Source organism: Rhodococcus sp. 05-340-2 (genome assembly GCF_002258915.1).
In the GTDB taxonomy this organism is placed as follows: Bacteria; Actinomycetota; Actinomycetes; order Mycobacteriales; family Mycobacteriaceae; genus Rhodococcoides.
Genome location: NZ_NOYU01000038.1, coordinates 76,110 through 101,573 on the forward strand (window position 1 = coordinate 76,110; position 25,464 = coordinate 101,573).

Genomic DNA, 25,464 nt, shown 5'->3' on the forward strand with positions numbered 1-25,464 from the left:
GAAGCAATCGTCGGCCCCGCGCGGGCGGGCGTTCCGGCGGTCTCTACAGCCCGAAGGGCAGCGTTCCCGGTGCCAGCTCGAAGCCGCTGCTGCCAGCGGAAATGGAGCCGAAGCCGCTGAGGATCTGGTTGATGAACGCGGTGATCATGTAATTCCTCTGTTCGATGCGATGGACGTTCTGTCCTGGACAACCAGGTCGAGGTTACCGGCAGCTGTAGCGTCGAAGCTGTGAGGAGCCAGGGAATTCTCGTCGGTCTTGCTGTGTCCGCCTGTGTACTGGCGGGCTGTTCGTCGGACTCGTCGGTGCCGGAATCGCCTGCTCGGCCGTCGAAAGCCCCGGCTTCGGCGAACTACGTCGCGTTGGGTGACTCGGCCGCATCGGGCCCGCGAATCCCCAACCAGGTCGGCGCACCGGGATGCCAGCAGTCCGACGCCAACTACCCGCACGTACTCGCCGAGGATCTGGCCGTCGGTTCTTTCGACGACGTCACCTGCTCGGGTGCCGTCACCGAGAACATCGTCTCCACTCCGCAGAGAACGTCCAGTGGCGAGGTTCCGCTGCAACTCGACGCAGTGACCCCCGAGACCGATCTGGTGACCGTCACGATCGGCGGCAACGACATCGGGCTGGTCTCGACGGCCGTGCAGTGCCTCACCTTCGCGGACACCTCCGCCACCAACGTCTGCAAGGACCGCCTCACCGCAGGTGGCGTGGACACCGTCGCCGCTGCCATTGCAGACAAGGCCCCCAGCTGGGGTGCCATGCTCGACGCGGTGGCCGAGCGTGCGCCCGACGCGCGAATCCTGGTTGTTGGCTACGGCACCTATCTGCCGAGCGGTGGCTGCTTCCCCACTCAACCCATGCTGCCCGAGGACGCCGACTACATCCAGGGCAGCATCACCGCCATGAACGAGGCCCTGCGGACGCAGGCGAACGAGCACGGAGCGGAGTTCGTCGACACCGAGCCGTCGAGTGTCGGCCACGATGTGTGCGTGGCTCCGGACCAGCGGTATTTCGAGGGCGTCGTCCCGCAGAATCCCGCTGCGCCGCTGCACCCGACGGCGGCGGGGATGGCAGCCATCGCCGATGCGGTGGCCTCTGCAGTGCGTGCCGGGTAGGGAACCACAAAACCGTAACTGGCTCTTCTCGAGCGGGACGGTCGACGTGAAGTCTTGACCGCATGGTCTCGTATTCCGCAGTTCTCGGAGTGTTCGCTGTGGCTCTCGCGTTGGTGCTGACGCCGGGGCCGAACATGATCTACCTTGTCTCGCGCAGCATTTCGCAGGGCCGACGAGCGGGAATGGTGTCGCTTTCCGGAGTCGCGATCGGCTTCCTGATCTATCTGACGGCCACCAATCTCGGCCTGGCCGCGGTGTTCACCGCCGTGCCCGCGCTGTACACGGCGGTCAAGCTCGCCGGCGCGGCCTACCTCGCCTGGTTGGCGGTGCAGGCCTTGCGCGGCACGGTCTCGGCCTTCGAACCGACCGAGCTCCAACAGGATTCGACGGGGCGGCTGTTCACGATGGGATTGGTGACCAACCTGCTGAACCCGAAGATCGCGATCATGTACATCTCGGTCATCCCGCAGTTCGTCGATCCCACGGCCGGACACCTTCTGCTGCAGGGATTCGCGCTCGGCGGCGTGCAGATCGCGGTGGCGGTGGCGGTCAACCTGGCGATCGTGGTGCTCGCCGGTTCGATCGCGCAGTTCCTGGCCGTTCGCCCGACGTGGCTGAGAGTGCAGCGCTATCTCATGGGTACGGTGCTCGGACTACTTGCGGTGCGTGTCGCCACCGACGGCAGCAGGCCCGTCTCCGCGTGAGCGGTAGGCCCGCCAGCCGCCGAATTCGGTGATGTCGGTTCCGGTCTCGGCCGCGTCGTGTGCGCAGCAGAACCCGGTGACCCAGCGACCGTCCGACAACTCGACCGGACCCAGACCCATCGGTGACGGTAGCCCGGCGAGGAACGTGCCGAGCGCCGCAGCGGACATGCGGTAGAGCTCCCCGGAGATGGGAGCGCCGTCACCCGCGCGCCGTACCAGACCGGGCTTGGGCGGGGTGGTGTGCAGATCCACCAGCCGGTAGTCCGCCGTGGTCGTCACCTCGCCGCCGAACCGTGCACCGCGATCGGTCAATTGGTGATGCACCGGAAAACCGCGCAGATGGGCACCGACGGCCAACACCTCGATGCCGTCGTCGATCAACGACGGTGAGGCTGTGCCTGCCAGCCGAGCAGCGAGGTCGATCGCGACCTGATCCTCGAATGCGGGCACGACGAACATGACGCCGAACGGGGTGCCCTCGTGCGTCGGGGCACCGGGAACCGCCACCGCGGCCATGTCGAGCAGGTTGCAGAAGTTGGTGAACGTGCCGAGGCGTCGATTGATGCTCATCGGATCCGACTGCACCGCAGCGATAGTGGGATGTTCGGTGGTGGTGGGCAACAGCAGGCCGTCGAACTCGCTCAGGAGCGTACGGACCGCTGTCTTCGCTCGCGCGAGGGCATCGAGATCGTCGACGTATCGGTGGGCGGACGGCTCGGCAGCCGAGCCGACGATCGCGGCCACCGTGGGATCGGCACCGGCAGGAGCGGCGTCGAGAAACTTTCCGACGGCCGAATAGCGCTGCGCCACAATCGCTCCGTCGTACAGCAGTGTTGCAGCGTCGAGCAGGGCGGAGATGTCGACCTCGACGTGGGTGAACCCCTTGTCGGCCAGTCCCGCGACCGTGTCCTCGAATGCCCGACGGTATGCCGGGCTCAACGACGCCAAGTCCTCACCTCGCGGGATGGCAACGCGGGGATCCGGTGACGCGGCGAGCCGGACGTCGGCAGGCCAGGCCCGGCTGCGTGGATCGGTTGCGGTGGGCCCGGCCATGACGTTCATCGCCGCCGTGGCAGTGTCGAGATCGTGAGCCAGTACGGTGACGCAGTCGTAGTCGGCGCACGCAGGAACGACGCCGGTGTTCGGCACGATTCCCAGTGAGGCCTTGATACCCACCAGGCCGTGGAAGGCTGCAGGAACTCGTCCCGATCCTGCTGTGTCGGTGCCGATTCCGATGTCCGCGATGCCCAGTGCCACCGCGACGGCGGAGCCGGAACTCGAGCCTCCCGAGATCAGTGTTGGGTCCCAGGCGCAGCGCACCGCGCCGTAGGGGCTGCGGGTGCCGACCAGTCCGGTGGCGAACTGGTCGAGATTGGTCTTGCCCAGGACCAGTGCGCCCTGGCTTGTCAGTCGCTCGATTGCGACGGCGGATACCTCGGGTGTGTAGGCGAACTCGGGACATGCTGCGGTGGTGGGTAGACCGGCCACGTCGATGTTGTCCTTGACGGCGACCAGTGTGCCCGCGAGCGGTAGATTCGCACCGGCCGCGAGTGCCTCGTCGAGTGCGACGGCGTCGGCCAGCACGTCGTCCTCGTCGCGCAGGGTGATCCACACCTCGGGCCGATCGATCTCGGCGATCCGCTTGTAGGCCTGCAGAACTCGTTCTCGTACCTCAGGCTGCATCGGTTCTGCCCTTCGTCGTATCGAATTCGCCTGCTGCCGACCACGCGTCGCGCTCGGCACCGAAGGCGACGGCTTGTCTCGCGCGGAACTCGGCGATGGAGTCCGAGTTGGTCTCAAGGAAGTTCTCGTGCTCGGCCAGTGAGAACTCACCGTCGGTGATGTCCACTCCGCCGCCGCGGCCGGCCGCCAGATCGGCGCGCAGGTCCATGAGTTCCTCGGGTTCGACCGAGTACCAGGAGATTCGGTCGAAGAACCGGAGCAACCACGGGGTGCCTTCCTCGAACGGTCCGTCACTGTAGGAGGCGCTGTGGTTCCACACCTGCGTGGTTCGACCCACGAACTGGTATCCGCCGGGGCCTTCCATACCGTAGATACACAGGTACGCCCCGCCGATACCGACGGCATTTTCCGGCGTCCAGGTGCGGGCCGGGTTGTACTTCGTCGTCACCAAGCGGTGTCGCGGGTCGAGCGGTGTCGCCACCGGAGCGCCCAAGTACACATCACCGAGTCCGAGCACCATGTAGTCGGCGGCGAAGACGGTGTCGAACACGTCGGCCACCGAGTCGAGTCCGTTCATGCGTCGGATGAACTCGATGTTCCAGGGACACCATGGCGCATCGGCACGCACGCCGTGCATGTACCGCTGGATGGCTTCCCGGGTCGAGGGGTCGTCCCACGACAGTGGGAGCCGAACCTGGCGGCTGGGAACCACGAGTTCCGAGGCTGCGGGAAGATCGTCCTCGACCTCGGACAGCAGGCCCATCAACGAATCGATGGACAGCACATCGGGATTCACCTTCACCTGCAACGAGCGGATGCCGGGGGTCAGGTCCACCAGACCGCGCGGCGCGAGGGCCTCGACCCGCTGGTGCAGTGCGTGCACCCGAGCTCGTAGGGCCAGGTCGAGCTTCATGTCGCCGTATTCGACGAGTACGTTGTCGTCGCCCGAGCGGCGGTACGTGACGCACGTATCGGCGTCGCGTCGGGCGATCACGCCGTCGTCACCGTCTCCGCCTGCGGAGAACACGGCGGGCAGCGATGCGCGGCGAGCGAGCCCGAGTGATCCCAGCGGCGCGGTGGCCGCGGCCTTCACGGGAACGAAGCGGATGGTGTCCCCGGGCCGGAGCTGGCCGAGCTTCCACCGTTCGGCCGCGACCACGGTGACAGGACAGACGAATCCGCCGAGACTGGGGCCGTCGGGGCCGAGCAGGATCGGGGTGTCGCCGGTGAAGTCCAATGCGCCGACGCTGTAGGCGTTGTCGTGAATGTTGGACGGGTGCAGTCCGGCGTCGCCGCCGTCGGCTCTGGCCCACTGCGGCTTGGGCCCGATGAGCCGGACTCCGGTGCGATCGGAGTTGAAGTGCACCTCGTAGCGGGTGGCGTAGAGGGTGTCGATGTCGTCGCGGGTGAAGAACTCCGGTGCGCCGTGTGGGCCTTCGGTGACGGCGATGTCCCAGTTGGACGTCAGCACCGGCAGGTGTTCCATGGGGATGGGACCGAGGACCGCGGAATTGTCGGAGCGTCCGGCCAGGCCGATGACGTCGCCCTCACCGAGGGTGCCGCCTCGATGTCCGCCGAACTTGCCGAGCGTGAAAGTCGCTGCGCTGCCGAGATAGTCGTCGACGTCGAGGCTGCCCTGGATCAGCACGTACACCCGTAGACCCGACCCGGTGGTGGTGCCGACATCGAGAGTCGACCCGGCGGGTACCAGAACCGGCTTCCACTGCGGGACCGGTGTGCCGTCGATGTGTACCGGTACCGCAGCACCGGTGACGCAGACGTAGGTGTCGGCGTCGAACGTCAATGCAGGCCCGGCCATGGTGGATTCGAGGCCGGGTGCGCCCTCGGGATTGCCGAGCGCGGTGTTGCCGAGCCGGAACGACAGATCGTCCATCGGCCCCGACGGCGGCACGCCCACCTTCCAGTAGCCGATGCGTCCTGGCCAGTCCTGCACCGTGGTGAGCATCCCGGGCCGGTGCACGGTCATCTTGGTCGCGGTCATGATCGCGTCACGATCATGCGCACTGCGGTGGGGTCGAATCCGTTGCAGGGATTGTTGATCTGCGGGCAGTTGGACACCAGCACCAGCGTGTCGATCTCGGCACGCAACGACAGCTTCTTGCCGGGAGCCGACAGACCGTCGACGATGCCGAGGGTGCCGTCCGCGTCGACGGGGACGTTCATGAAGAAGTTGATGTTGGGCACCAGGTCTCGCTTGCCGAGTCCCCACTTGGATCCCTCGATGAGGAAGTTCTCGACACACGCGTGTTGATGCTGGGTGTGGTGGCCGTAGCGGAGGGTGTTCGATTCCTTGGAGCACGCTCCTCCGACGGTGTCGTGGTTGCCGACCTCGTCCTCGACGATCGTCATGATCGGCGTCGAATCATCGCTGCGGAGAACGGTTCCGGTGGTCAGGAACAGGTTCCGCTGCGCGGCGACGGTGGCGGGGGCCGAGTATCGGATCGAGTGATCGTGTGCGCCGTACATCAGTGTGTCGACGGCCTGATTGCCGTACAGATCGACGATGGTCAGGATGTCACCGGCCTCGACGACGGCGGACCAGGGGCCGAATGCGGGGGCGATCTCGTCTTTCACAATCACTGCACTGGTAGTCACTGTGCTGCCTTCCATGCGTCCTCGGTGTTCTGCACTGCGCGCTGGTATTCCGGTTCGGTGTTGTCGAGGGCGAGTAGCTCTTCCGGGGCACGCCACGCCAGCACGTCGAGGGTGGTGGTGGGGTACTCGGGGCTGGGGTCCAGTGGGTGAGCGGTGTTGGCCAGCAACACGATCACCGGCAGGTGGATGAGCAGGTCCACCGAGCGGCCCGGTCCGGCCGAGCCGGTGCTGACGAGGCCCCCGTCCGCGGCGACGGTGACGCCGTGGAAGAACGACAGGGACGGCGCGACGTCGCGTGGTTCGAGCCCGTGCTTGGCTGCGGCGAGGGTGAACAGTTCGCGTCCGGCCGGAGCCGACGAATGTGGTCCGCTGACTCCGTATTTCGCGGTGTTGGTCGCCGAGGACGTCGTGCCGCACAGTGCGTCGTGGCGACCGGAGGTGTCGTCGACGATGGTCGCCAGCACGCGGCCCTGGTCCGAGAGCAGGGGGTGGCCTGCACTCAGGTAGGCCTGCCACGGAACCTTGACGGTGTCGGCGGTGTTGAGTCGCTCCCACGGGGCGTCGGCGCGGTAGAGCAGCAGATTGGCGCAGGCGGCACCGTCGACATCGACGAGGCGTAGCCGGGTTCCGCGAGCGAGCACCTTGGTGGTGTAGCTGCCGCCGGGTACCGACTCGGCCCACGTGAGCTCCGAGATGCCCGCCGGTGCAGTGGGTGCCGGCGCGACGGTCGCTTGAGATCGTGCGTGTTCCTTGGCGGAATACGTTGTTGCGGTGCTCATGGTTCAGGCTCCGATCGTCACGGGCTTGGGGTGGACTTTGCCGCGGGGAAGGCAGGCGATGCCGACCACGATCACGGCGAGGACGGTCAGTGGTGCGGCCCATCGCAGCAGTGGGAATTCGCCGGTGGGGTCGAAGATCTCGGCCCGCGGCCACGACAGGTTGATCACCATCAGGCCGCCGTAGAGAACTGCGGCGATGTTGACGGGCAGGCCGAGGCGTCCAAGGGTGAAGAGCTTCTCGCCGTCGCTGTCCTTCTGTACTCCGCCGTGCGGCCAGCCCTTGAGTCGCTGGATCAGCAGTGGGACGGTCACCATCATGTAGGCGAGGTAGATCAACACGATGCAGACGCTCGAGAGCGTGGTGAAGATCGCGGAGTTGCCGACGTTGACGGCCAGGATCGCCACGCAGGCCAGACCGATGAGCACCGACGGTGCGATGGGAGTTCCGGTGCGCGAGTTGACCTTCGCCAGCGCTGTCGAGGCGGGCAGGCGACCGTCGCGGGCCATGGAGAACATCAACCGAGATGCCGCGGTCTGGATCGCGAGGGTGCAGATGAACACGGCGATCGCAACGTCGATGAGCAGGACCTTGCCCCACGGCGAGGTGAGGATCGAGTCGATGACGTACGGAAGTCCCTGCGTCGCAAGCTGACCGTCGGTGAGGCTGGGTGCGGCCATCAGAGCGCCGACGATCATCAGGCCACCGCCGAGTGCCGATGCCGAGAGGGCCAGGCGGATGGTGCGCGGCGCGACGCGTCGGGGATTGCGGGTCTCCTCGGCGAGTTCGCCTGCCGAGCCGAAGCCGACCATGACGTAGGCGGCCATCAGGCCCGAGACGATCCAGGCACCGATGTAGCCGGGATCTGCTCCGGCGCTTCCGGTATCGAAGACGACCTGCGGTCCGCGCTCGGCGTGGGTGAAGAACACCAGGACGAGGGCGATGACGCCGACGATCTCGCAGGTCACGCCGATGCTGTTGATGCGCGACATCCAGTTGACGCCGATGCAGTTGATGGTGGTGGTGAGTACCAGCAGAATCGATCCCAGCACAACGGCATTCGCAGCTCCGCTCGACGAGGTGAGTGCGGTGTCCTCACCGATCAGTTGGAAGCCGCCCCAGATGCTGGGTAGTACGACCTGCAGTGCGATGGCGGCGGCGGAGGCGGTCACGATCTGCGCGATGATCATGAACCAGCCGGCGAACCACCCCACCAATTCGCCGCCCATACGCCGCGACCAGTGGTAGATCGCGCCCGAGATGGGATAGCGGGCAGCGAGTTCGGCGAAGTTGAGGGCCACCATGAACTGACCGAGAAACACCAGCGGCCAGGTCAGGAAGAAGGCCGGGCCGCCGAAGCTGAAGCCGAGGCCGAAGAGCTGGAAGATGGTGGTGAGGATCGAGACGAACGAGAAGCCGGCGGCGAACGACGCGTACTTGCCGAGGCTGCGGTGCAGTTGCTGGTCGTAGCCGAGGGCCGCCAGATCCGAATGGTCGGTGGTGGACGACGGTTCCGAACCCGCGCCGGGGGCCGGCAGTGTTGTCGAGCTCATGTTCTCTCCTACAGGCGAGGTGGGTGGTGAGTGACCGCCCGCTGCATCGCCGAGGCGGGTTTCTGTCAGTTGATAGTTTTCGGCACCGCCGTTCCCGGGCGGTGACCGTCGTGCAACAAGCTCGTTTCGTCTATTTCGATCAGATGACAGAAATCTCACCGACACGTCGACCTGACAAGATGAGGCCATGACCGGCGCAGGCAGACCCAGGCTGAGCACGAAGAAGCGGCCCGGCGACACCGCTCGCGAGGAAATTCTGGACGCCTCGGCCGAGCTCTTCACCACCCGCGGCTTCACCAGTACGTCGACTCGCGTCATCGCCGACGCCGTCGGACTGCGTCAGGCCTCGCTCTATCACCACTTCGGCACCAAGGACGACATCCTCGACGCGCTCCTCAGCGGCACCGTCGATGCACCGCTGGCCGTCGCGCAGCGCATCCGCAGCGCCTCGGCCGATGCCGCAACCCAGATGTACGCGCTCGCCTTCTTCGACGCCGAGCAACTCGCCGCGTCCACCTGGAATCTGGGAGCGCTGTACCTACTGCCCGAGCTGCGCAGCGAGCGATTCGAGACTTTTCGCGACCATCGGTACACGCTGATGAGCCTGTATGCGGCTATCGCGTCGGACACTCTCGTTCAACTCGGTTCCGAGTGCCGACCTGGCACCGAGGACCTACCGTTTCGCCTGGTGGAGACCGTGGTGAATGCGCGGGCCGATCGTGAGAACGGGCGCGGTGACCCCACCGCCGACGCCGCGGGGATCGCCGCAGCCGCCGTGCGCGTGCTCGGTTGGGCCGGAGATGTCACTGCGCTGCACCGGAGTGCGGAGGCCCTGCTCGAGACGGTCGTCGGAATAGTCTTCGATCGTCGGTCCTTGCACGGGACATGACTTCCATAGCAATTGTCGGAGCAGGTGCAGGTCTCGGAGCGGCAGTGGCGCGAAAGTTCGGCGCGCAGGGCTTCTCGGTCGGCCTGATCTCCCGCAACCAGGCTCGTGTCGACGTCCTCGCAGATCAGCTCGCTGGCGACGGTATCTCCGCGAAGGGCTTCGTCGCCGATGTGCGCGACCCGGCCTCGATCGCCGCGGCCTTGGAGCAGGTCACCGAAACGCTCGGTCCCATCGAGGTGCTGCAGTACAGCCCGCTTCCGCAGAAGGACTTCATGCGGCCCGTGCTCGAGACCACCCCGGCCGACATGGTCGGACCGGTCGAGTTCTCCATCTACGGTCCCATCGCCGCCGTCCATCAGGTCCTGCCGGGTATGCGATTCCTCGGCAAGAACAAGGGCACGATCCTGTTCGTCAACGGCGGCTCTGCCGTGAAGCCCGGTCGCACCGTCACCGGCACGTCCATCGCCTTCGCAGGCCAGGCAGCCTATGCGCAGCTGCTCAACGAGGAGTTGGCCGAGGAGGGAATCCAGGTGTCGCAGTTGATCATCGGTGGTGCCATCGACGGCAGGGATCCGAAGAAGAGCCCCGAGGCTCTCGCCGAGCAACTGTGGAGCCTGCACACCGAGCGCGACAGGTTCCGGGTTCAGGTCTCCACGGACTGACTAGGGTTGCGTGCATGACGTCGCTGCCCGACTGGGCTCTGAGCCTGGACCTTGCACCCCATCCCGAGGGTGGCTGGTTCCGCGAGACCTGGCGCAGCGAGGTCACGATCCCACAGACATCTCTGCCCGACGGTTATCCCGGTCCCCGGGCGGCAGGCACGGCGATCCTGTTCCTGCTCATGCCCGGTCAACAATCGGCGTGGCACACCGTCCGTGGCACCGAGATGTGGCTGTATCACCGCGGTAGTCCGGTGCAGCTCGACCTCGGTGGGGCCGGGGACGGGCCGGGCACCGTGACCTCGCTGCTGGTCGGACCGCAGTCGCCGCAGCAGATCGTGCCACCGTCGGTGTGGCAGCGGGCGCGTCCGATGGGTGACGAGCCGAGTCTGGTCAGCTGCACCGTCACCCCGGGATTCGATTTCGAGGACTTCCGGCTACAGGACTCCCATGGGTAGGAAGCGGGAGTCCGCCGGGGGACTGAAGCCCGGTCTGTTCGAAATCGATTCGGGCACCTGTGAATTGGTCCGTGACACATTCTCCGACGACGGCTGGGTCGTCAACGTCAACGACGTCCCCAGTTCGCACATCGACATGAACGACCCCACCGTGCTCGAGTTCGAGTACATGCGGTGGATCTCGGGACTGGTTCGGGCGCAGTGGGATTCGAGCTTTCCATTGCGAGCGCTGCATCTCGGGGGCGGGGCCTGCACGCTGGCCCGCTCGTTCACCGCCGAATTCCCGGGTGCGCGTCAGGTGGTGGTGGAGCTCGACGGCAAGCTCTCGGAGCTGGTGCGCGAGTGGTTCGACCTACCGCGTGCACCGTTGCTGCGCATCCGCGTCGGCGAGGCACGGGCCGTCACCGAGACGCTCAACGAGAACAGTCGGGACCTGATCGTGCGAGATGTGTTCGCGGGAGCGGTCACTCCGGAGCCGCTACTGACGGCCGAGTTCACCGCGCATGTTCGACGCGTCCTCTCGCCCGGCGGCATGTACGTCGTCAATTGCGGTGACCGACGCGATCTCTCGCTCGCGAAGCAGGAGGCGGCGACTCTTCGCAGCGTCTTTCCGCATCTGGCGATCGTCGCCGATCCGGCGATGCTCAAAGGCAGGCGCTACGGCAACATCATCATCGCCGGCAGCGACGTGCCGATCGGGGATTCCCCGTCGTTGGCCCGCGAACTACTCGGCGGAGCGGTTCCAGCGCACGTGTGGTTGACCGAGCAGGTCGAGTCCTTCGCTCGTGACGCGAGGGTGTTGAAGGATTAGGGCGCTGGAACGTTGCCCGCGAGGTCTTTCGCCAGTCGCTCGGCGGCCGAGATCAGCAGGGGCACGAACTGCTCGGCCGACTCCAGCGTGACCCGGGCGGTGGGCCCGGCGATGGACATCGCTGTGAGCGTCGGCGCACCGATCACCGGTACGGCGAAGCAGCGCACTCCCACCTCCTGCTCACCGTCGTCGATGGCATAGCCGCGTTCGCGGATCGTCGCGAGGTCCGCCAGCAGTGCGTCGAGGGTGGTGATGGTGTTGACGGTACGAGGGGCCATGCCGAGCCTGCCGACTATGGCGCGGACGGCGTCGTCGTCCAACTGCGACAGCAGTGCCTTGCCGACACCGGTGGAATGCGGCAGGACGCGCTGGCCCACCTCGTTGAACATCCGCATCGCGTGTTCGGACGGCACCTGCGCCACGTAGACCGCCATGTCGTCCTCGAGGAAGGCCATGTTCGACGTCTCGTGGGTTATCCGGACCAGCTCGGCGAGGTACGGCTTCGCCCATCCGCCGATCAGCTTGCTTGCGCTGTCACCCAGGCGAATGAGTTTGGTGCCCAATGCATATCGGCGGGACGGCAGTCGCCTGACGTAGCCGAGAGACACCAGGGTCCCGATCAGTCGGTGCACGGTCGGCATCGGCAGATCGGTACCCTCGGCCAGTTCGCTGATCCCGATGGATCCTCCCGAGGCGGCCATGATGTCGAGCAGCTCGAACGCGCGCTCCACGGACTGCACCCCGCCACCTGCCGCCACAGTCCCACCTCGCATGCTCGTAGCTCCTACCGATCTCGATAGAACACTACTGGTGATGCCGCGTCGCCACCGGTGGTGCAGCGGTCACCACCGAGGGCGAGGGTTTCTGGCCGATCGTGACGACGTTGAACAGGATGTTCAGCACGACGGCAACGATGCTCGCGGCACTGATGCCCGAGTCGAGCACCACGTGTACCCAGTCGGGGAACGCGGCGTAGAAGCCCGGCACCGCGATGGGAATGACACCGAACCCGATCGCCACCGCCACGATGACGAGGTTGAGGTTGCCGTCGAACTCCACCTTGGAGAGCGTCCTGATGCCGCTGGCGGCCACCGAGCCGAACAGCACGATGCCTGCCCCGCCGAGCACCGGCAGCGGAACCGATGCCACCACCAGCCCGAGGATGGGAAAGAGTCCGAGGAACAGCAGCACCGAGCCGCCGGCCGCGACGACGTAGCGACTCTTGATTCCGGTGACGGCCACCAGGCCGACGTTCTGGGCGAACGCACTGGCCGGGAAGGTGCCGAACACAGGAGCGATGGTGGTGGCCACCATGTCTGCGCGCAGCCCGTCGCCGACGCGTCGCGCATCGACGTCGGTGCCGACGATCTCGCCGACGGCCAGGATGTCCGCGGTGGTCTCGGTCATGATCACCAGGATGACGACGACCATCGACATGATGGCCGCCACCTGGAACGTCGGCGCTCCGAATGCAAACGGCTCGGGGAAGCTGAAGATGGCACCGTCGCTCACACCGGAGAAGTCGGCCTTGCCGACGAGGACCGCGAACAGGGTTCCGACAATGATGCCGATCAGAATGGACAGGCGCGAGAGCGTGCCCTGCACCAGTCGACTGACGAGCAGCACCACCACGAGGCTGAACGCCGCGAGCCCGATGTTGGACATCGAGCCCCAGTCGGCGGCTTGCTGATCACCGCCCATGGCCCACCGAACCGCAACGGGCAGTAACGAGATGCCGATGACGGTGATGATCGTGCCGGTCACCACCGGTGGGAAGAAGCGCACGATCTTGCTGAAGAACGGGGTGATGAGGATGCCGATGGCACCGGCGGCGATGATGGCACCGAACACCGAGTTCAGTCCACCCGGTCCGCTCGCGATGGCCACCATCGTCGACACCGAAGCGAACGAAATACCCTGCACCAGCGGAAGTTTTGCACCGAAGTACGGCACTCCCAGTGTTTGCAGCAGGGTGGCCGCTCCACTGACGAACAATGCGGCCGTGACCAACAGGGCGATCTCGGTTCCGGTCAGTCCCGCTGCGCCACCGACGATCAGGGGTGGTGCGATGACGCCGCCGTACATCGTCAGGATGTGCTGCAATCCATAGAGATACGACCTGCCGATCGACAACCGCTCGTCCTCGGGACGGGCGGGATCGTGCGGCGCATGAGTGCGTTTCGTCAGCTTCGGGGTCGTCAGTTTCACGGCGGTGCTCCTAGCAGAATCCGGGAACGGTATCCCAGGCGCGGCCTGCGTCCGGGGCATCGTCGCGCTGCACCGTGGCCTCGATCAGACCGTAGGGACGATCCGCGACGTAGAAGACCTCACCGGGGTTGTCGAGTCCGAACGGCTCGAGGTCGACGAGGAAGTGGTGGATGTTGGGCATCGAGAACTTGATCTCGCCGATCTCCGGGTGCGCTTCGAGAACCTGCTTGCCCATCTGGAACAGACTCTGCTGCAACGCAAGAGAATGCGTGGAGGCGAACGCGTCGAGCATGATGGAGCGGACATCGTCGAAGGTCTTGTCGAAATCCAGCTCGGTGGTGAGGTACCGCCAGCGGGCGCTGACCGAGGTGGCGAGGATTCGGTCGGTGGTCTCCTTCAGCGTGGTGTACCGGTCCTTCGGGTATCCCCAGAACTCCGACGCCGTCGAATTGAGGACCACGAGGTCGCTGATTCCGGAGACGATGGAGATGTTCTCGCCGTCGACGGTGACGATGGTGTTCCGCTTCTCGTCACTCGCCTTGACGAACGAGTGGTCGTAGCCGTCCTGACCGTTCGCGATACGCGACCACTGGTACTGCTCGATTTCCCAGCGCCCACCGGTGATCCAGTCGAAACTGCCGGTGAAGTGCGCCCCGAGACGAAGTGCGAAGCTCTCGATCGCGCCGATACCGTCCCGCGCGAACGCGTACACGGTGTTCTTCTGAGTGTCGGTCGCGACGACGTGGGCGTTGTCGCCCTCGGTGTGGACGGCCTCGAGGTCGCCGCGCAGCTGCGAGGTGACGCTGACGTCGGTGATGCGGTGGCGAGGAGTCTCGCGGTCGATGCGGACGAGTCTGCATTCGGCTTTGCCGTACTGGTTTGCTCCGAGCACGATGGTCATGGGTTCTAGCTCCCTCGATAGGTGGTGAAAGCGAACGGGCTCAACAGAAGTGGGATGTGGTAGTGCTGGTCGGGTGCGGTGATCTCGAAGGTGACGACGACCTCGGGGTGAAAGCATTCGGTGTGCTGGGCCGCGAAGTACGCACCGGTTGCGAAGGTGAGGCGGTAGGTGCCCGGTTCCAGTTCGGTGGGGCCGAGCGCTCCGACCCTGCCCTGCTCATCGGTGACGGCGTCGGCAACGTGGATACCGTGGTGATCGGCGAGGACGATCGAGACACCCTGCGCAGGAACGCCTCTCGCCGCATCGAGTACGTGGGCGGTCACATGGCTCTTCGGGTCAGACATCGCCGAGACTTCCTGTTGCGCGAATCTCGGCGATCTCTCGCAGTTCGTGTTCGACGACGACGGCCTCGGTCTCGGCGTCGTTGGCGAGCCTGCTGTGCAGAGCATCGAGAACTGCGTGGGCATCCCGGCCGGCGGCCCTGATCAGAAACACCTGCCCGAACCGGTTCTCGTAGGCCAGATTTCCTGCTCTCAGTCGCTGTTCGACGGTCGTGTCGGAGATGTCGACGCCGGATTGCTCGTTGCTCGCGTGCCGAGCGCTTGCGTCGTCGCCGTCTGGTCTCTCGCCGATGCGCGGATGCACGGCAAGTGCGCGGTGCACTTCATCGGTTGTCAATGGTGCGGCAGCGCGATGAATGGCGTGGCGCAGAGCCTGCACGTCGGTGAACGGCCGGGCGCTCAGGACTCCCTCGACCCAGCGAGGCACGTCGAGGCAGAGCGAGAGTGTGCGTGCCGCTTCGGTCTCGGAGGCCGTGTTCAGATCGGCCACGACCCCGGCTGTGTCTAATTCCGCAATACGAAATGATGATTCCACTGAATGAGCGTGACACCGATCACATCCACTGTCAAGGGTTGATCCGAGGCTGCTCGCGTCGACCCCTGCAGCGTTGCTGCACTGCGGTATTGGGCGCTTCGCTTGAGCTGTCCAGGTGCCCGGGTCTTGACAGATCCGCGTGGCGCACGCCACACTCGAACCACAAAACGGAATTGTTATTCCGTATGGCGGACTTTCAGTCCGGACCGTTCGAGCCCGAGAGGAACGACTTCATGGCGGAGCTTTTCTGCAACGGTGGTGCGATGCGCGGCGGCAGCCTGCACCACAACGTCTCGTCCCACCCGTTCGTGGGGACAGTGCGCACCACCCCGAACTACCGCTTCTTCTCGGTGCGTGACGAGTTCCCGGCACTGTTGCTCGACCACACCGCTGGTGCGGCCATCGAGGGCGAGCTGTACGACATTCCTCTCGACGACATCCGAACCGCATTCCTGCCGGACGAACCGCCGGAACTCGAACTCACCGTGGTGGCGCTCGAGGACGGGCGCTCGGTCCTGGGCGTCGGCCTGCGTCCCGGGGTGCTCGATGCGCAACCGGACGAGCTGACCGACATCACCTACGCAGGCAGCTGGCGTAGATACCGCGGACTGCCGCAACCTCAGAACTGAAAGGTACTGTGCATGAATATCTTTGCTGATTCTCGACTCCGATACACCGTCAACTGTTCCATCCTCTTCACCGACGTGCCTCTGCTCGATCGACCGCAGCGCGCGCGAGATGCCGGCTTCGACGCCGTCGAATTCTGGTGGCCGTTCGGGGGCCCGGTGCCCTCGGACGCCGATGTCACCGCATTCGTGTCCGCCATTCGCGATGCCGGGGTACAGCTGACCGGACTGAACTTCGCGGCCGGCGACATGTCTGCAGGCGATCGTGGGATTCTGTCCGATCCAGCGCAGAAGCAGGCCTTCCGAGACAACATCGCCGCCACCGTCGGCATCGGCGAACAACTCGGCACCACAGCGTTCAACGCCCTGTACGGAAACCGCATCGATGGCGTCGATCCGCTCGACCAGGACGAGGTCGCGATCGAGAACTTGGCCGCCGCCGGGAAGGCCGCGGCGAAAATCGGTGCGGTCGTGTTGATCGAGCCCGTGAGCGGCGCACCCGCCTACCCGTTGAAGTCCGCCGCCGGAGCCGTCGCGACCATTCGCCGCGTGGCCCGTGAACAGGACGTACACAACCTCCGCCTGCTCGCCGACCTCTACCACCTCGCCGTCAACGGAGAGGACGTTCCCGCAGCGCTCGAGGCACACCACGACCTGATCGCGCACGTACAGATCGCCGATTCCCCCGGCCGCGGAGAACCGGGCACCGGATCGCTCGACCTCGGCGGACAACTTGCCGGCCTCGCAGCGCGGGGTTACGACGGCTACGTCGGACTCGAATACAAAGCCACCCAGCCGGATCCGTTCGCGTGGCTCGAACTGGCCACCACTACCAAGTAGGGATTTCTCATGAGCACCATTGCATTCATCGGCCTCGGGATCATGGGCAGTCCCATGTCCGTTCATCTCGCCAAGGCAGGCCACCAGGTGGTCGGCTACAACCTGACGCCCGACCGCACCGGTCCCCTCGTCGACGCCGGCGGCACCGCAGCCGACTCGATCGCCAAGGCCGTCCACGACGCCGACATCGTCGCGATCATGGTCCCCGACTCCCCGGATGTGCAGGACGTTCTCGCCGGTGAAGGCGGCGTGTTCGACAATGCTCGACGCGACGCGCTGATCATCGACTTCTCCAGCATCCGTCCCGACGTCACCGCCACCTTGGCTGCCGACGCGTCCTCACGCGGATTCCGGATCCTCGACGCCCCGGTCTCCGGTGGCCAGGCCGGTGCGGAGAACGCGACTCTGTCGATCATGGTCGGTGGCAGCGCGGACGACTTCGCCACGGCCAAGCCGATTCTCGACGTCGTCGGCAAGACCGTCGTGCATGTGGGTCCCAGCGGATCCGGGCAGACTGTCAAGGCGGCCAACCAGCTGATCGTGGCAGGCAACATTCAGGTGCTCGCCGAGGCGATCGCGTTCCTCGAGGCGTACGGCGTCGATCTGGCCGCGTCGGTGGAGGTTCTCGGCGGCGGCCTCGCCGGTTCGGCCGTGCTGAACCAGAAGGCGCAGAAGATGTTGGACCGCTCGTTCGAGCCCGGCTTCCGCATCGACCTGCACCACAAGGATCTCGGGATCGTCACCTCGGCAGCGCGTGAAGCGGGCGTCGTGATTCCCATGGGCGCAGTGCTGGCGCAGCTGATGGCCTCGGCCCGAGCCAACGGCGATGGCGGCCTGGATCATTCGGCGTTGTACCGGGGTGTCGCTCGGCTCTCGGGATCCCCGATCACAAGCAAGGACAACTGACATGGCCAGGATGCGTGCGGCCGATGCCGCAGTGAAGATCCTCGAACTCGAAGGTGCAACAACCGCATTCGGTCTCCCCGGTGCGGCCATCAACCCCTTCTACGCGGCGATGCGCAATCACGGTGGCATCCGCCACGTGCTGGCCCGCCACGTCGAAGGTGCCTCGCACATGGCGGAGGGCTTCACCCGGGCCGCACCGGGCAACATCGGAATCTGCATCGGAACCTCCGGCCCGGCCGGCACCGACATGATCACCGGGCTGTATTCGGCCATGGCCGACTCGATTCCGATCCTCGCCATCACCGGCCAGGCCCCGGTGGCGCGGCTGCACAAGGAGGACTTCCAGGCCGTCGACATCGCGTCGATCGCAGCACCCGTCACCAAGATGGCGATGACGGTGCTCGAGCCGGCTCAGGTTCCCGGTGCCTTCGCGCAGGCGTTCCATCTGATGCGCTCCGGTCGCCCCGGTCCGGTGCTGATCGATCTGCCCATCGACGTGCAGCTGGCCGAGATCGACTTCGATCCCGAGACGTACCAGTCGCTGCCCGTGCACAAGCCCGTCGCCTCGCGTGCTCAGGCCGAGAAGGCCATCGACATGCTCCTGGCTGCCGAGCGCCCGTTGATCGTGGCCGGCGGAGGCATCATCAACGCCGACGCGTCCGACTTGCTCGTGCAGCTCGCCGAGATCCTCGACGTGCCGGTCATCCCGACCCTGATGGGCTGGGGCACCATTCCGGACGATCACCGCCTCGCCGCAGGCATGGTCGGTTTGCAGACCGCACACCGGTACGGCAACGCGACCATGTTGGCCTCGGACTTCGTGCTCGGCATCGGAAACCGTTGGGCCAACCGGCATACCGGCGGCCTGGAGACCTACCGCAAGGGCCGGAAGTTCGTCCACGTCGACATCGAACCAACCCAGATCGGACGAGTCTTCGCACCCGACTACGGCATCATCTCCGACGCCAAGGCCGCACTCGAGCAGTTCGTGGCCGTCGCCGAGGAGCGCCGTGCCGCAGGTACCCTCCGCGATCTCTCGGGTTGGGTGGAGGACTGTGCGACCCGCAAGCGCACGATGCATCGCCGCACTCACTTCGAGAACGTGCCGATCAAGCCGCAGCGTGTGTACGAGGAGATGAACAAGGTCTTCGATCGCGATACCCGCTACATCAGCACCATCGGCCTCTCCCAGATCGCGGGCGGTCAGTTCCTGCACGTCTACTCCCCGCGCAACTGGATCAACTGCGGGCAGGCCGGCCCGCTCGGCTGGACCATTCCCGCGGCGCTCGGTGCGGTGGCTGCCGATCCCAAGGCGAATGTCGTTGCACTGTCCGGAGATTACGATTTCCAGTTCATGATCGAAGAGCTGGCCGTCGGTGCGCAGTTCAATCTGCCGTACGTGCACGTGGTGGTGAACAACTCGTACCTCGGGCTGATCCGTCAGGCGCAGCGCGCGTTCGACATGGACTTCTGCGTGCAGTTGGGATTCGACAACATCAACCACCAGGACACCGTGGACACTCAGCCCGGTATCCCCAAGGGCTACGGCGTCGACCACGTGCAGGTGGCAGAAGGGCTGGGCTGCAAAGCGCTTCGCGTCACCGAGCCCGAGCTCATCGGTGAGGCGCTCGTGCGGGCCAGGACTCTGGCCAACGAGCACAAGGTTCCCGTCGTCGTCGAGATCATCCTCGAGCGGGTCACCAACATCTCGATGGGCACCGAGATCGACAACGTCGGTGAATTCGAGGAACTGGCCAACACCTCGGCGGACGCACCCACCGCGCTGCTTCTGCTGGACTAGAGATGACACGAATTCTGCTCGCTCCGGACAAGTTCAAGGGCTCGCTGTCGGCAGCCGAGGTCGCTCGGGCATTGGCCGAGGGTCTGGTGGCGGTCGACCCGTCACTCGAGACGGTGTGCCTGCCCGTCGCCGACGGCGGTGACGGCACCGTCGATGCTGCCGTCGCCGCCGGGTGGGACCGAGTGGCAGTGACCTGCTCGGGACCGACCGGTGAACCGGTCGACACCTCGTACGCTCGCCGGGGTGATACCGCGGTCGTCGAACTGGCGTCGGCGGTCGGGCTCGAGCTCCTGCCCGACGGACGGCCGGATGCTCTGGGATCCAGCACATTCGGGCTCGGCACCGTCATTGCACACGCACTCGAGGCAGGTGCAGGGTCTGTTTCAGGTGCGCGGCGAATCGTCGTCGGGCTCGGGGGCAGCGCATCCACCGACGGCGGTGCCGGAATGCTCGTCGCACTCGGTGCTCGGATCCTCGATGCCGACGGCAACGACGTCGCGCTCGGCGGTGGTCCGCTGCGCGGTGCAGTCCACCTCGATCTGAGCGGCTTGTTGCCTTCGGCTCGGAATGCGGTGTTCGAGCTGGCCTGCGACGTCGACAATCCGTTGCTCGGTGTCACCGGAGCCGCGGCCGTCTACGGCCCGCAGAAAGGTGCCGGACCGCAGGAGTTGCTGTATCTGGAACACGGCATGCGGCAGTGGGCACATCTGGTGCGCAACGCAATCGGCCGTGACCTCAGCGGTCTGGCGGGCACCGGGGCGGCCGGCGGAACCGCCTTCGGTGCCATGGCCGTACTCGGTGCTGCGGCCAAGCCGGGGATCGAGACCGTGCTCGAGTTGATCGACTTCGGCAGCGCTCTGGCGTCGGCCGATCTGGTCGTCACCGGCGAGGGGTCGCTGGACGAACAGAGCCTGCACGGCAAGGCACCGATCGGTGTCGCGCACGCTGCGCGTGCAGCCGGTGTTCCGGTGATCACCGTTGCGGGACGCAGCGTGGTCGGCATGGATCGATTGCGCCCCTACGGAATCACCGCCTCCTATGCACTGACCGACCTGGAGCCGGACGCGCAGATCTCGATGCGTGACGCGGCCAGGCTGTTGCACGAGGTCGGCCGAACCTTGGCCACCACACACATTTTGGAAGGAACTTCATGACCGGAACCGATTTCACCACGCTCACCGATCTGGCTTCCCGGGCGCTCGGCGGCAGCGTCTCGGCGGCGAACGACGAGCTGTTCGCCCAGCGCGAGAACCTGATCAAGCCCGATGCTCCGCTGTTCGATCCCGCGGACTTCGGCCACAAGGGAAAGGTGTACGACGGGTGGGAGACTCGGCGTCGTCGTGACGAAGGCGGTCACGACTGGGCGATCGTGCGACTGGGCTCCCCGGGAATCGTGCACGGCGTCGTCGTCGACACCGCTCACTTCACCGGTAACTATCCGCCGTTCGTCTCCGTGGAGGCGGCGTCGATCGACGGCTATCCCTCCATCGAGGATGTGCAGAATGCGGAGTGGCACAGCATCGTCGACAAGTCCCCCGCAGTCGGTGACACTGCAAATACGTACGCGGTGGCCGATCGGCACCGGTGGACGCATGTGCGGCTGTCGATCTACCCCGACGGCGGCGTCGCCCGGTTCCGTGTCCACGGTCAGGTGGTGCAGGATCCGCGGTTCCTGGCAGGCACCGTCGACCTGCTCGCCGCCGAGAACGGCGCTCGGCTCACCGACTGCTCCGATGCGTTCTACTCCTCGCCGGCCAACATCATCCTGCCCGGGCGGGCTCGCAACATGGGCGAAGGTTGGGAGAATTCCCGACGACGTAACGGCGGCAACGACTTCGCAGTGTTCGCGCTCGCGTCGCCCGGCACCCCGCGCCACGTCGAGGTCGATACGAGTTACTACGTCGGCAACGCACCGGGGTGGATCCGGCTCAGCGCCATCGATTTTCGTCGTCGGCACATCACGGACCCGACGGCGTGGAGCGAGATTCTGCCCCGCACCGCTGTTCAACCGGATACGCGCCACCGGTTCCTGTTGAGCGAGGCCGACGCGTACACGCACCTGCGACTGGACGTGTACCCCGACGGCGGACTGTCCCGATTGCGATTGTTCGGGGAGCTCGACGCCGAAGCCCTCGATGCGGCAGATGTCGCTTGGAAGTCGTCCGAGCTCCAGAGTGTCTCCAGTGCAGTCTGATCTGGTTGTTCTCGCTTCGCGGGCGGTGATCGGTGGACGGGAGGTTGCGGCCTCGATCTCCGTGTCCGACGGGCGCATCGTGGCAATCGACTCCGTGGATGCGCGCGTATCTGCGGCGGCGGTGGTCGAGCTCGGGCCGGATGAGGTGCTGCTGCCGGGTTTGGTGGACACCCACGTTCACGTGAACGAGCCAGGACGTACCGAATGGGAGGGGTTCGCCAGCGCCACCCGGGCTGCCGCGGCTGGTGGCATCACCACCATCGTCGACATGCCGCTCAACAGCATCCCCCCGACGGTTGACGTTGCAGCCTTGGAGATCAAGCGTCGGGTGGCGGCGGATCAGTCGGTGGTGAACGTCGGATTCTGGGGCGGTGCCGTGCCGGGGAATGTCGACCAGCTGAGACCACTGCACGATGCGGGTGTCTTCGGCTTCAAGTGCTTCCTGCTTGCGTCGGGGGTGGACGAGTTTCCGCCGCTGACGATTCCGGAGCTCGAGAAGGCTCTGATCGAGATCGCGTCGTTCGACGGGCTGATGATCGTGCACGCCGAGAACGCCGAGGTGATCGCCGAGGCACCGTCGGCGGCGGGCCGTGAGTACTCGGGATTCCTCGAATCGCGCCCACGTGCGGCCGAGAACCGGGCCATCGAGCAGGTGATCGAGTTGTCTCGTCGGACCGGGTGTCGGGTGCACATTCTGCATCTGTCGAGCGCCGATGCGTTGCCGATGATCGCGGCGGCGAAGCGGGACGGGGTTCGGGTTACCGTCGAAACATGTCCGCACTACCTGTGTTTCGACGCCGAGGCCGTGCCGGCGGGGGCTACCCAGTTCAAGTGCTGCCCGCCGATCCGCGAAGCCGGCAACCGAGAGTTGTTGTGGCAGGGTTTGTCCGATGGCACGATCGACACCATCGTGACCGATCACTCCCCCTGTACTCCCGATCTGAAGAGGTTCGACACCGGAGACTTCGGTGATGCGTGGGGTGGGATCGCGTCGTTGCAGGTGTCGCTGGCTGCGGTGTGGACGGAGGCGCGTGCCCGTGGGTTCGCGCTGACCGACATCGTGCGGTGGATGGCCACCAACACCGCCGACCAGGTGGGCATGACAGATCGCGGACGCATCGAAATCGGAAGCGCTGCAGACCTTGTGGCGTTCGCTCCCGACGAGAGGTTCACCGTCGACGTTGCGCACCTGTACCACCGCAACCCGGTGACTGCCTACGATCGACTGGGTTTGTCGGGTGTGGTGCGACGGTCGTGGATCGCGGGGTCGGAATCCTCGACCGGGCGATTGCTGGCGCGCAACTAGAACGGCGGTGTTGCCGTGTCGTCTGTCTCGGGCTGTCGGTTGTCGGGTGGGTCGGGGTAGGCGATGATGCCGGATCGTTTGGGTCTGGTGGGGATGTGTGGTGTGAGGTCGTTGCCGAGGATGGGGATTGCTGTGCCGTTGGTGGGCAGGGTGATTCGGGTGGTCTTGGATGTCGATGTCCAGAGGATGGCTCCGCCGGGGAGCATGGTGGCGGTCCAGTAGCCGGCGGTTTTGACGCTGTGGTGGTATTCGCAGAGGCATTGGAGGTTGTTGACGGTGGTCCAGCCTCCGCCGAGGGGGTTGGTGTGGTCGAAGGGGGTGATGTGGTCGAGTTGGCAGCGTGCGGCGGGTCGGTGGCAGCCGGGGAAGCGGCAGTGTTTGTCGCGGAGTCGGACGGCTGCGGTGGTGAGGGTGTCGGGTCGGTAGATCAGGACGCGGTCGGTGAGTGGGTCGCGTGCGACGGATGTGCCGAGGGTGGGGTCGGCGGCGATAGCGGCTTCGAGTGCTGCGGCGAGGGAGGCGTTGCCGAGGTAGATGCCACTGGCTGTACAGCTACCGCGGTTGCCCGAACGACCGAGGCCCGACTGGTTCAGGGCTGTGCGGTTCAGTGTCGGGAGGTCGAGGGCAGAGCTGTGCCGTGTGCCCCTCCCTACGGGGGTGTGGGTACAGAACAGGGCTGCGGCGGAGGTCAGCGATTGGGTCCGTCGTGGCCTGTCTTCACCTCCGCCGGTGTCGGGTGGGGGTGTGTCTGCCGTTGAATGGGCAGAGGTGTCCCCTGTCTGACCCTCGAGCGGAGCCGGTGACGCCGTAGTCCCGGGTTCCGACGCCGGAGCTGTTCCTTGCGTGGGGCTTGTTGTCGGCGGTGGTCCAGGTGTCGGTGTGACTGTCCTGGTGTGCTCGGGTTGATCTGGAGCAGTGTGGGTTTCGGTTTGACCGGATGCAGTGTTGGGCATCGGCGCAGATGCAGGTGCTTGTGCTGCATCGGGTGTTCGATGTGATTCGGCGGTCGGGTCTGGTGTCGAACTCGATGTGTCGACCGGACCTCTCGCCGATGCTGCATGCGATGGTGCTGGATCGGAGCCACGGCCGGGATCTGTTTCCTTGCCGGAAGCGGAGTCCGCTGCTGTCGCAGTGGCCTTTGCCGCCGCGCTGGTCGGCGCGGGATCGGGCGATGGTGCGGTGGTTGATTCGGTGGCGTGGCCACCGCTTGTGGCGGATTCGTGGGTCGGTTCCGCCTTCGGTACAGCAGTCGCATCGGTGGCGGTGCCGGTGCCGGTGCCGGTCGCGGCGGTGTCGGCGTCAGCGGAAGTGTCTGTGGTCGTGCATGATTCGCTCTCATTGCCCTGTGCGGGGTCGGTGTCGTCGCGAGTCGCGGGCTCGTCTGTTGCCGAAGCAGCGTTCGTCTCTGATTTCGTGTCCGTGTCGTTCGCCGGATCCGACCCTGAGGCCGACTCCTGCTTGTGATTTTTCGGTGTTCGTTCCCATTCCCCCGTCTCCGGGTCCTGGTGTGCGAGGCCGAGGGATTCGGCGAGGGTGATTGCTTCGGTGAGCAGGATCTGCCAGTGACTGTTCCGCGACAACTCCCGGGCGAGGTCGGGATCGATGGAACCATGCCCGGCCAGGTAGGCGGGGTTGGTGAGTAGTCCGATGAGGGTGGCGATGTCGACGGTGATCATCGTCAACGGAACCCGCCGATCCGGCAGCACTGCGTCTTTCTTCGGGCAATCCTCGCGGTGGCACAGGCATGCCAGTCGGGGTTCGCCGTGCATGCGGGCCATGAACGCATCACACAGGCGCTCTTTCTTCCCTCGCGGGTCTTTCGGGCAGAGCGTGTCGGCCATCTCCTCGAGGAGTTGCCATGCGGCGGCGGCTTCGGGTGCGGTCAACTCGGCTCGGATGCGGGCGAGTTCGCCGCCGGGACTGTAGGTGACGGTGCGGAACTTCTTCGCGAACTCCCGCAGCGCTGCTGCTTCCTCCGGTGCGACGCGCAGCAGGATGTCCCAGATCGCCTGCTCGAGCGGGCCCGGGGACGACCTCCGCGCCGCCTCGACGACCTCGGCTTCGACGCGCTTCACGATGGCGTCGGAGAGGTTGTCGAGGATCCGGCATGCGGTCCGCACGCGGGGGAGGTCGATCTCCCCGGTCTCGAACGCTGCTCGTAGCAGTGGGAGTCGGGTGTGCAGGGCGACTCCGACGGATACATACGATTCGGCGACGGTGGCGGAGCAGCCCAACGCGACAGCCATTTCGGTGCGTCCGTATCGGCTGTAGTGCTTGTGCTTGGTGTCGCGGGTGATCCAGTCGCAGTGCACGGTGTAGCAGGCGGTGATCTTGCGGGCCGCGTGGCGATTCTCCTCACGCGCGGCAGCGGTCAACGCCTCCAGTGACACGGTCGGTACTGCACCCACTTTTCACCCCCCGGTGACCCGAAACAAGAACGCCTGTTCGAACAAGAAGAACAGTAACCCGGACCACCGACAAGAAACGCTGGACATTTCAGGATGTTCGCCACTACACCTCTGAGCTGGGTATTCAAC

At 65.7% G+C, this 25,464-nt stretch carries 24 protein-coding genes; 13 read left to right on the forward strand and 11 right to left on the reverse strand.

The window, feature by feature from the left end; all coding sequences use genetic code 11:
• Positions 1-228: 228 nt before the first annotated feature.
• Positions 229-1,119, forward strand: a complete 891-nt coding sequence (locus CH271_RS23005; RefSeq protein ID WP_256986513.1) for an SGNH/GDSL hydrolase family protein — start codon at positions 229-231, stop codon at positions 1,117-1,119.
• Positions 1,120-1,181: 62 nt separating this feature from the next.
• Positions 1,182-1,823, forward strand: a complete 642-nt coding sequence (locus tag CH271_RS23010) for a LysE family translocator (protein WP_094634989.1) — start codon at positions 1,182-1,184, stop codon at positions 1,821-1,823.
• Here the strand turns inward: CH271_RS23010 and atzF are convergent.
• Genes atzF through CH271_RS23035 form a run of 5 tightly spaced genes read right to left on the reverse strand, consistent with a single transcriptional unit; the run spans position 1,773 to position 8,452 of the window.
• Positions 1,773-3,506: an allophanate hydrolase gene (gene atzF / locus CH271_RS23015; protein WP_094634990.1), complete on the reverse strand. Its 1,734-nt coding sequence runs from the start codon at positions 3,504-3,506 to the stop codon at positions 1,773-1,775. The two genes, CH271_RS23010 and atzF, sit on opposite strands and share 51 nt — an antisense overlap.
• Positions 3,496-5,508 (reverse strand): 5-oxoprolinase/urea amidolyase family protein, encoded by a 2,013-nt coding sequence (locus CH271_RS23020; protein ID WP_094634991.1) that lies wholly within the window; start codon positions 5,506-5,508, stop codon positions 3,496-3,498. Before CH271_RS23020 ends, atzF begins: the two co-directional genes overlap by 11 nt.
• Entirely contained in the window at positions 5,505-6,137 is a 633-nt protein-coding gene (locus tag CH271_RS23025) for an urea amidolyase associated protein UAAP2 (protein ID WP_170945820.1), read from the reverse strand. The genes CH271_RS23020 and CH271_RS23025 overlap by 4 nt, the downstream gene beginning before the upstream one ends.
• Positions 6,119-6,901, reverse strand: a complete 783-nt coding sequence (locus CH271_RS23030; protein WP_094634993.1) for an urea amidolyase associated protein UAAP1 — start codon at positions 6,899-6,901, stop codon at positions 6,119-6,121. Before CH271_RS23030 ends, CH271_RS23025 begins: the two co-directional genes overlap by 19 nt.
• 3 nt (positions 6,902-6,904) lie before the next feature.
• A complete protein-coding gene (locus tag CH271_RS23035) occupies positions 6,905-8,452 on the reverse strand; it encodes an amino acid permease (RefSeq protein ID WP_094634994.1) in 1,548 nt (515 codons plus the stop codon).
• A gap of 187 nt (positions 8,453-8,639) precedes the next feature.
• On the opposite strand from CH271_RS23035, the gene CH271_RS23040 reads away from it, so the two are divergent.
• Genes CH271_RS23040 through CH271_RS23055 form a run of 4 tightly spaced genes read left to right on the forward strand, consistent with a single transcriptional unit; the run spans position 8,640 to position 11,269 of the window.
• The gene (locus CH271_RS23040) at positions 8,640-9,341 is read left to right on the forward strand and encodes a TetR/AcrR family transcriptional regulator (protein ID WP_094634995.1); all 702 of its coding nucleotides are present in this window, start codon (positions 8,640-8,642) and stop codon (positions 9,339-9,341) included.
• The gene (locus CH271_RS23045; RefSeq protein WP_094634996.1) at positions 9,338-10,003 is read left to right on the forward strand and encodes an SDR family NAD(P)-dependent oxidoreductase; all 666 of its coding nucleotides are present in this window, start codon (positions 9,338-9,340) and stop codon (positions 10,001-10,003) included. Before CH271_RS23040 ends, CH271_RS23045 begins: the two co-directional genes overlap by 4 nt.
• A gap of 14 nt (positions 10,004-10,017) precedes the next feature.
• On the forward strand, positions 10,018-10,458 hold the full coding sequence (locus CH271_RS23050; RefSeq protein ID WP_094634997.1) for a cupin domain-containing protein: 441 nt from the start codon (positions 10,018-10,020) through the stop codon (positions 10,456-10,458).
• A complete protein-coding gene (locus CH271_RS23055; protein WP_094634998.1) occupies positions 10,451-11,269 on the forward strand; it encodes a spermidine synthase in 819 nt (272 codons plus the stop codon). Before CH271_RS23050 ends, CH271_RS23055 begins: the two co-directional genes overlap by 8 nt.
• Here the strand turns inward: CH271_RS23055 and CH271_RS23060 are convergent.
• Genes CH271_RS23060 through uraD form a run of 5 tightly spaced genes read right to left on the reverse strand, consistent with a single transcriptional unit; the run spans position 11,266 to position 15,209 of the window.
• Positions 11,266-12,042, reverse strand: a complete 777-nt coding sequence (locus CH271_RS23060; protein WP_179274779.1) for an IclR family transcriptional regulator — start codon at positions 12,040-12,042, stop codon at positions 11,266-11,268. The two genes, CH271_RS23055 and CH271_RS23060, sit on opposite strands and share 4 nt — an antisense overlap.
• Before the next feature lie 31 nt (positions 12,043-12,073).
• The gene (locus CH271_RS23065) at positions 12,074-13,477 is read right to left on the reverse strand and encodes a nucleobase:cation symporter-2 family protein (protein WP_256986514.1); all 1,404 of its coding nucleotides are present in this window, start codon (positions 13,475-13,477) and stop codon (positions 12,074-12,076) included.
• 10 nt (positions 13,478-13,487) lie between these two features.
• A complete protein-coding gene (gene pucL, locus CH271_RS23070) occupies positions 13,488-14,378 on the reverse strand; it encodes a factor-independent urate hydroxylase (RefSeq protein ID WP_094635000.1) in 891 nt (296 codons plus the stop codon).
• A 5-nt stretch (positions 14,379-14,383) separates the two neighbouring features.
• Positions 14,384-14,722, reverse strand: coding sequence for a hydroxyisourate hydrolase (uraH, locus tag CH271_RS23075; protein WP_094635001.1), 339 nt, complete (start codon positions 14,720-14,722; stop codon positions 14,384-14,386).
• Entirely contained in the window at positions 14,715-15,209 is a 495-nt protein-coding gene (gene uraD, locus CH271_RS23080) for a 2-oxo-4-hydroxy-4-carboxy-5-ureidoimidazoline decarboxylase (protein WP_256986515.1), read from the reverse strand. The genes uraH and uraD overlap by 8 nt, the downstream gene beginning before the upstream one ends.
• A gap of 278 nt (positions 15,210-15,487) precedes the next feature.
• Here uraD and CH271_RS23085 point away from each other — a divergent pair, with 278 nt between their 5' ends.
• From CH271_RS23085 to allB, 7 genes are read left to right on the forward strand one after another with little or no spacing between them, the layout of a single operon-like run.
• A complete protein-coding gene (locus CH271_RS23085) occupies positions 15,488-15,883 on the forward strand; it encodes an allophanate hydrolase-related protein (RefSeq protein ID WP_094635095.1) in 396 nt (131 codons plus the stop codon).
• A 12-nt stretch (positions 15,884-15,895) separates the two neighbouring features.
• Positions 15,896-16,720, forward strand: coding sequence for a hydroxypyruvate isomerase family protein (locus tag CH271_RS23090; protein WP_094635003.1), 825 nt, complete (start codon positions 15,896-15,898; stop codon positions 16,718-16,720).
• Positions 16,721-16,729: 9 nt separating this feature from the next.
• Entirely contained in the window at positions 16,730-17,626 is an 897-nt protein-coding gene (locus CH271_RS23095; protein ID WP_037195075.1) for a 2-hydroxy-3-oxopropionate reductase, read from the forward strand.
• A gap of 1 nt (position 17,627) precedes the next feature.
• The gene (gene gcl / locus CH271_RS23100) at positions 17,628-19,427 is read left to right on the forward strand and encodes a glyoxylate carboligase (RefSeq protein WP_094635004.1); all 1,800 of its coding nucleotides are present in this window, start codon (positions 17,628-17,630) and stop codon (positions 19,425-19,427) included.
• Between the two features lie 2 nt (positions 19,428-19,429).
• Entirely contained in the window at positions 19,430-20,581 is a 1,152-nt protein-coding gene (locus tag CH271_RS23105; protein ID WP_094635005.1) for a glycerate kinase, read from the forward strand.
• Positions 20,578-21,621, forward strand: coding sequence for an allantoicase (gene alc / locus CH271_RS23110; RefSeq protein WP_094635006.1), 1,044 nt, complete (start codon positions 20,578-20,580; stop codon positions 21,619-21,621). The genes CH271_RS23105 and alc overlap by 4 nt, the downstream gene beginning before the upstream one ends.
• Positions 21,572-22,927: an allantoinase AllB gene (gene allB / locus CH271_RS23115; RefSeq protein ID WP_094635007.1), complete on the forward strand. Its 1,356-nt coding sequence runs from the start codon at positions 21,572-21,574 to the stop codon at positions 22,925-22,927. Before alc ends, allB begins: the two co-directional genes overlap by 50 nt.
• Here allB and CH271_RS23120 read toward each other — a convergent pair.
• The gene (locus CH271_RS23120; RefSeq protein ID WP_094635008.1) at positions 22,924-25,335 is read right to left on the reverse strand and encodes an HNH endonuclease signature motif containing protein; all 2,412 of its coding nucleotides are present in this window, start codon (positions 25,333-25,335) and stop codon (positions 22,924-22,926) included. The two genes, allB and CH271_RS23120, sit on opposite strands and share 4 nt — an antisense overlap.
• Between the last annotated feature and the right edge of the window lie 129 nt (positions 25,336-25,464).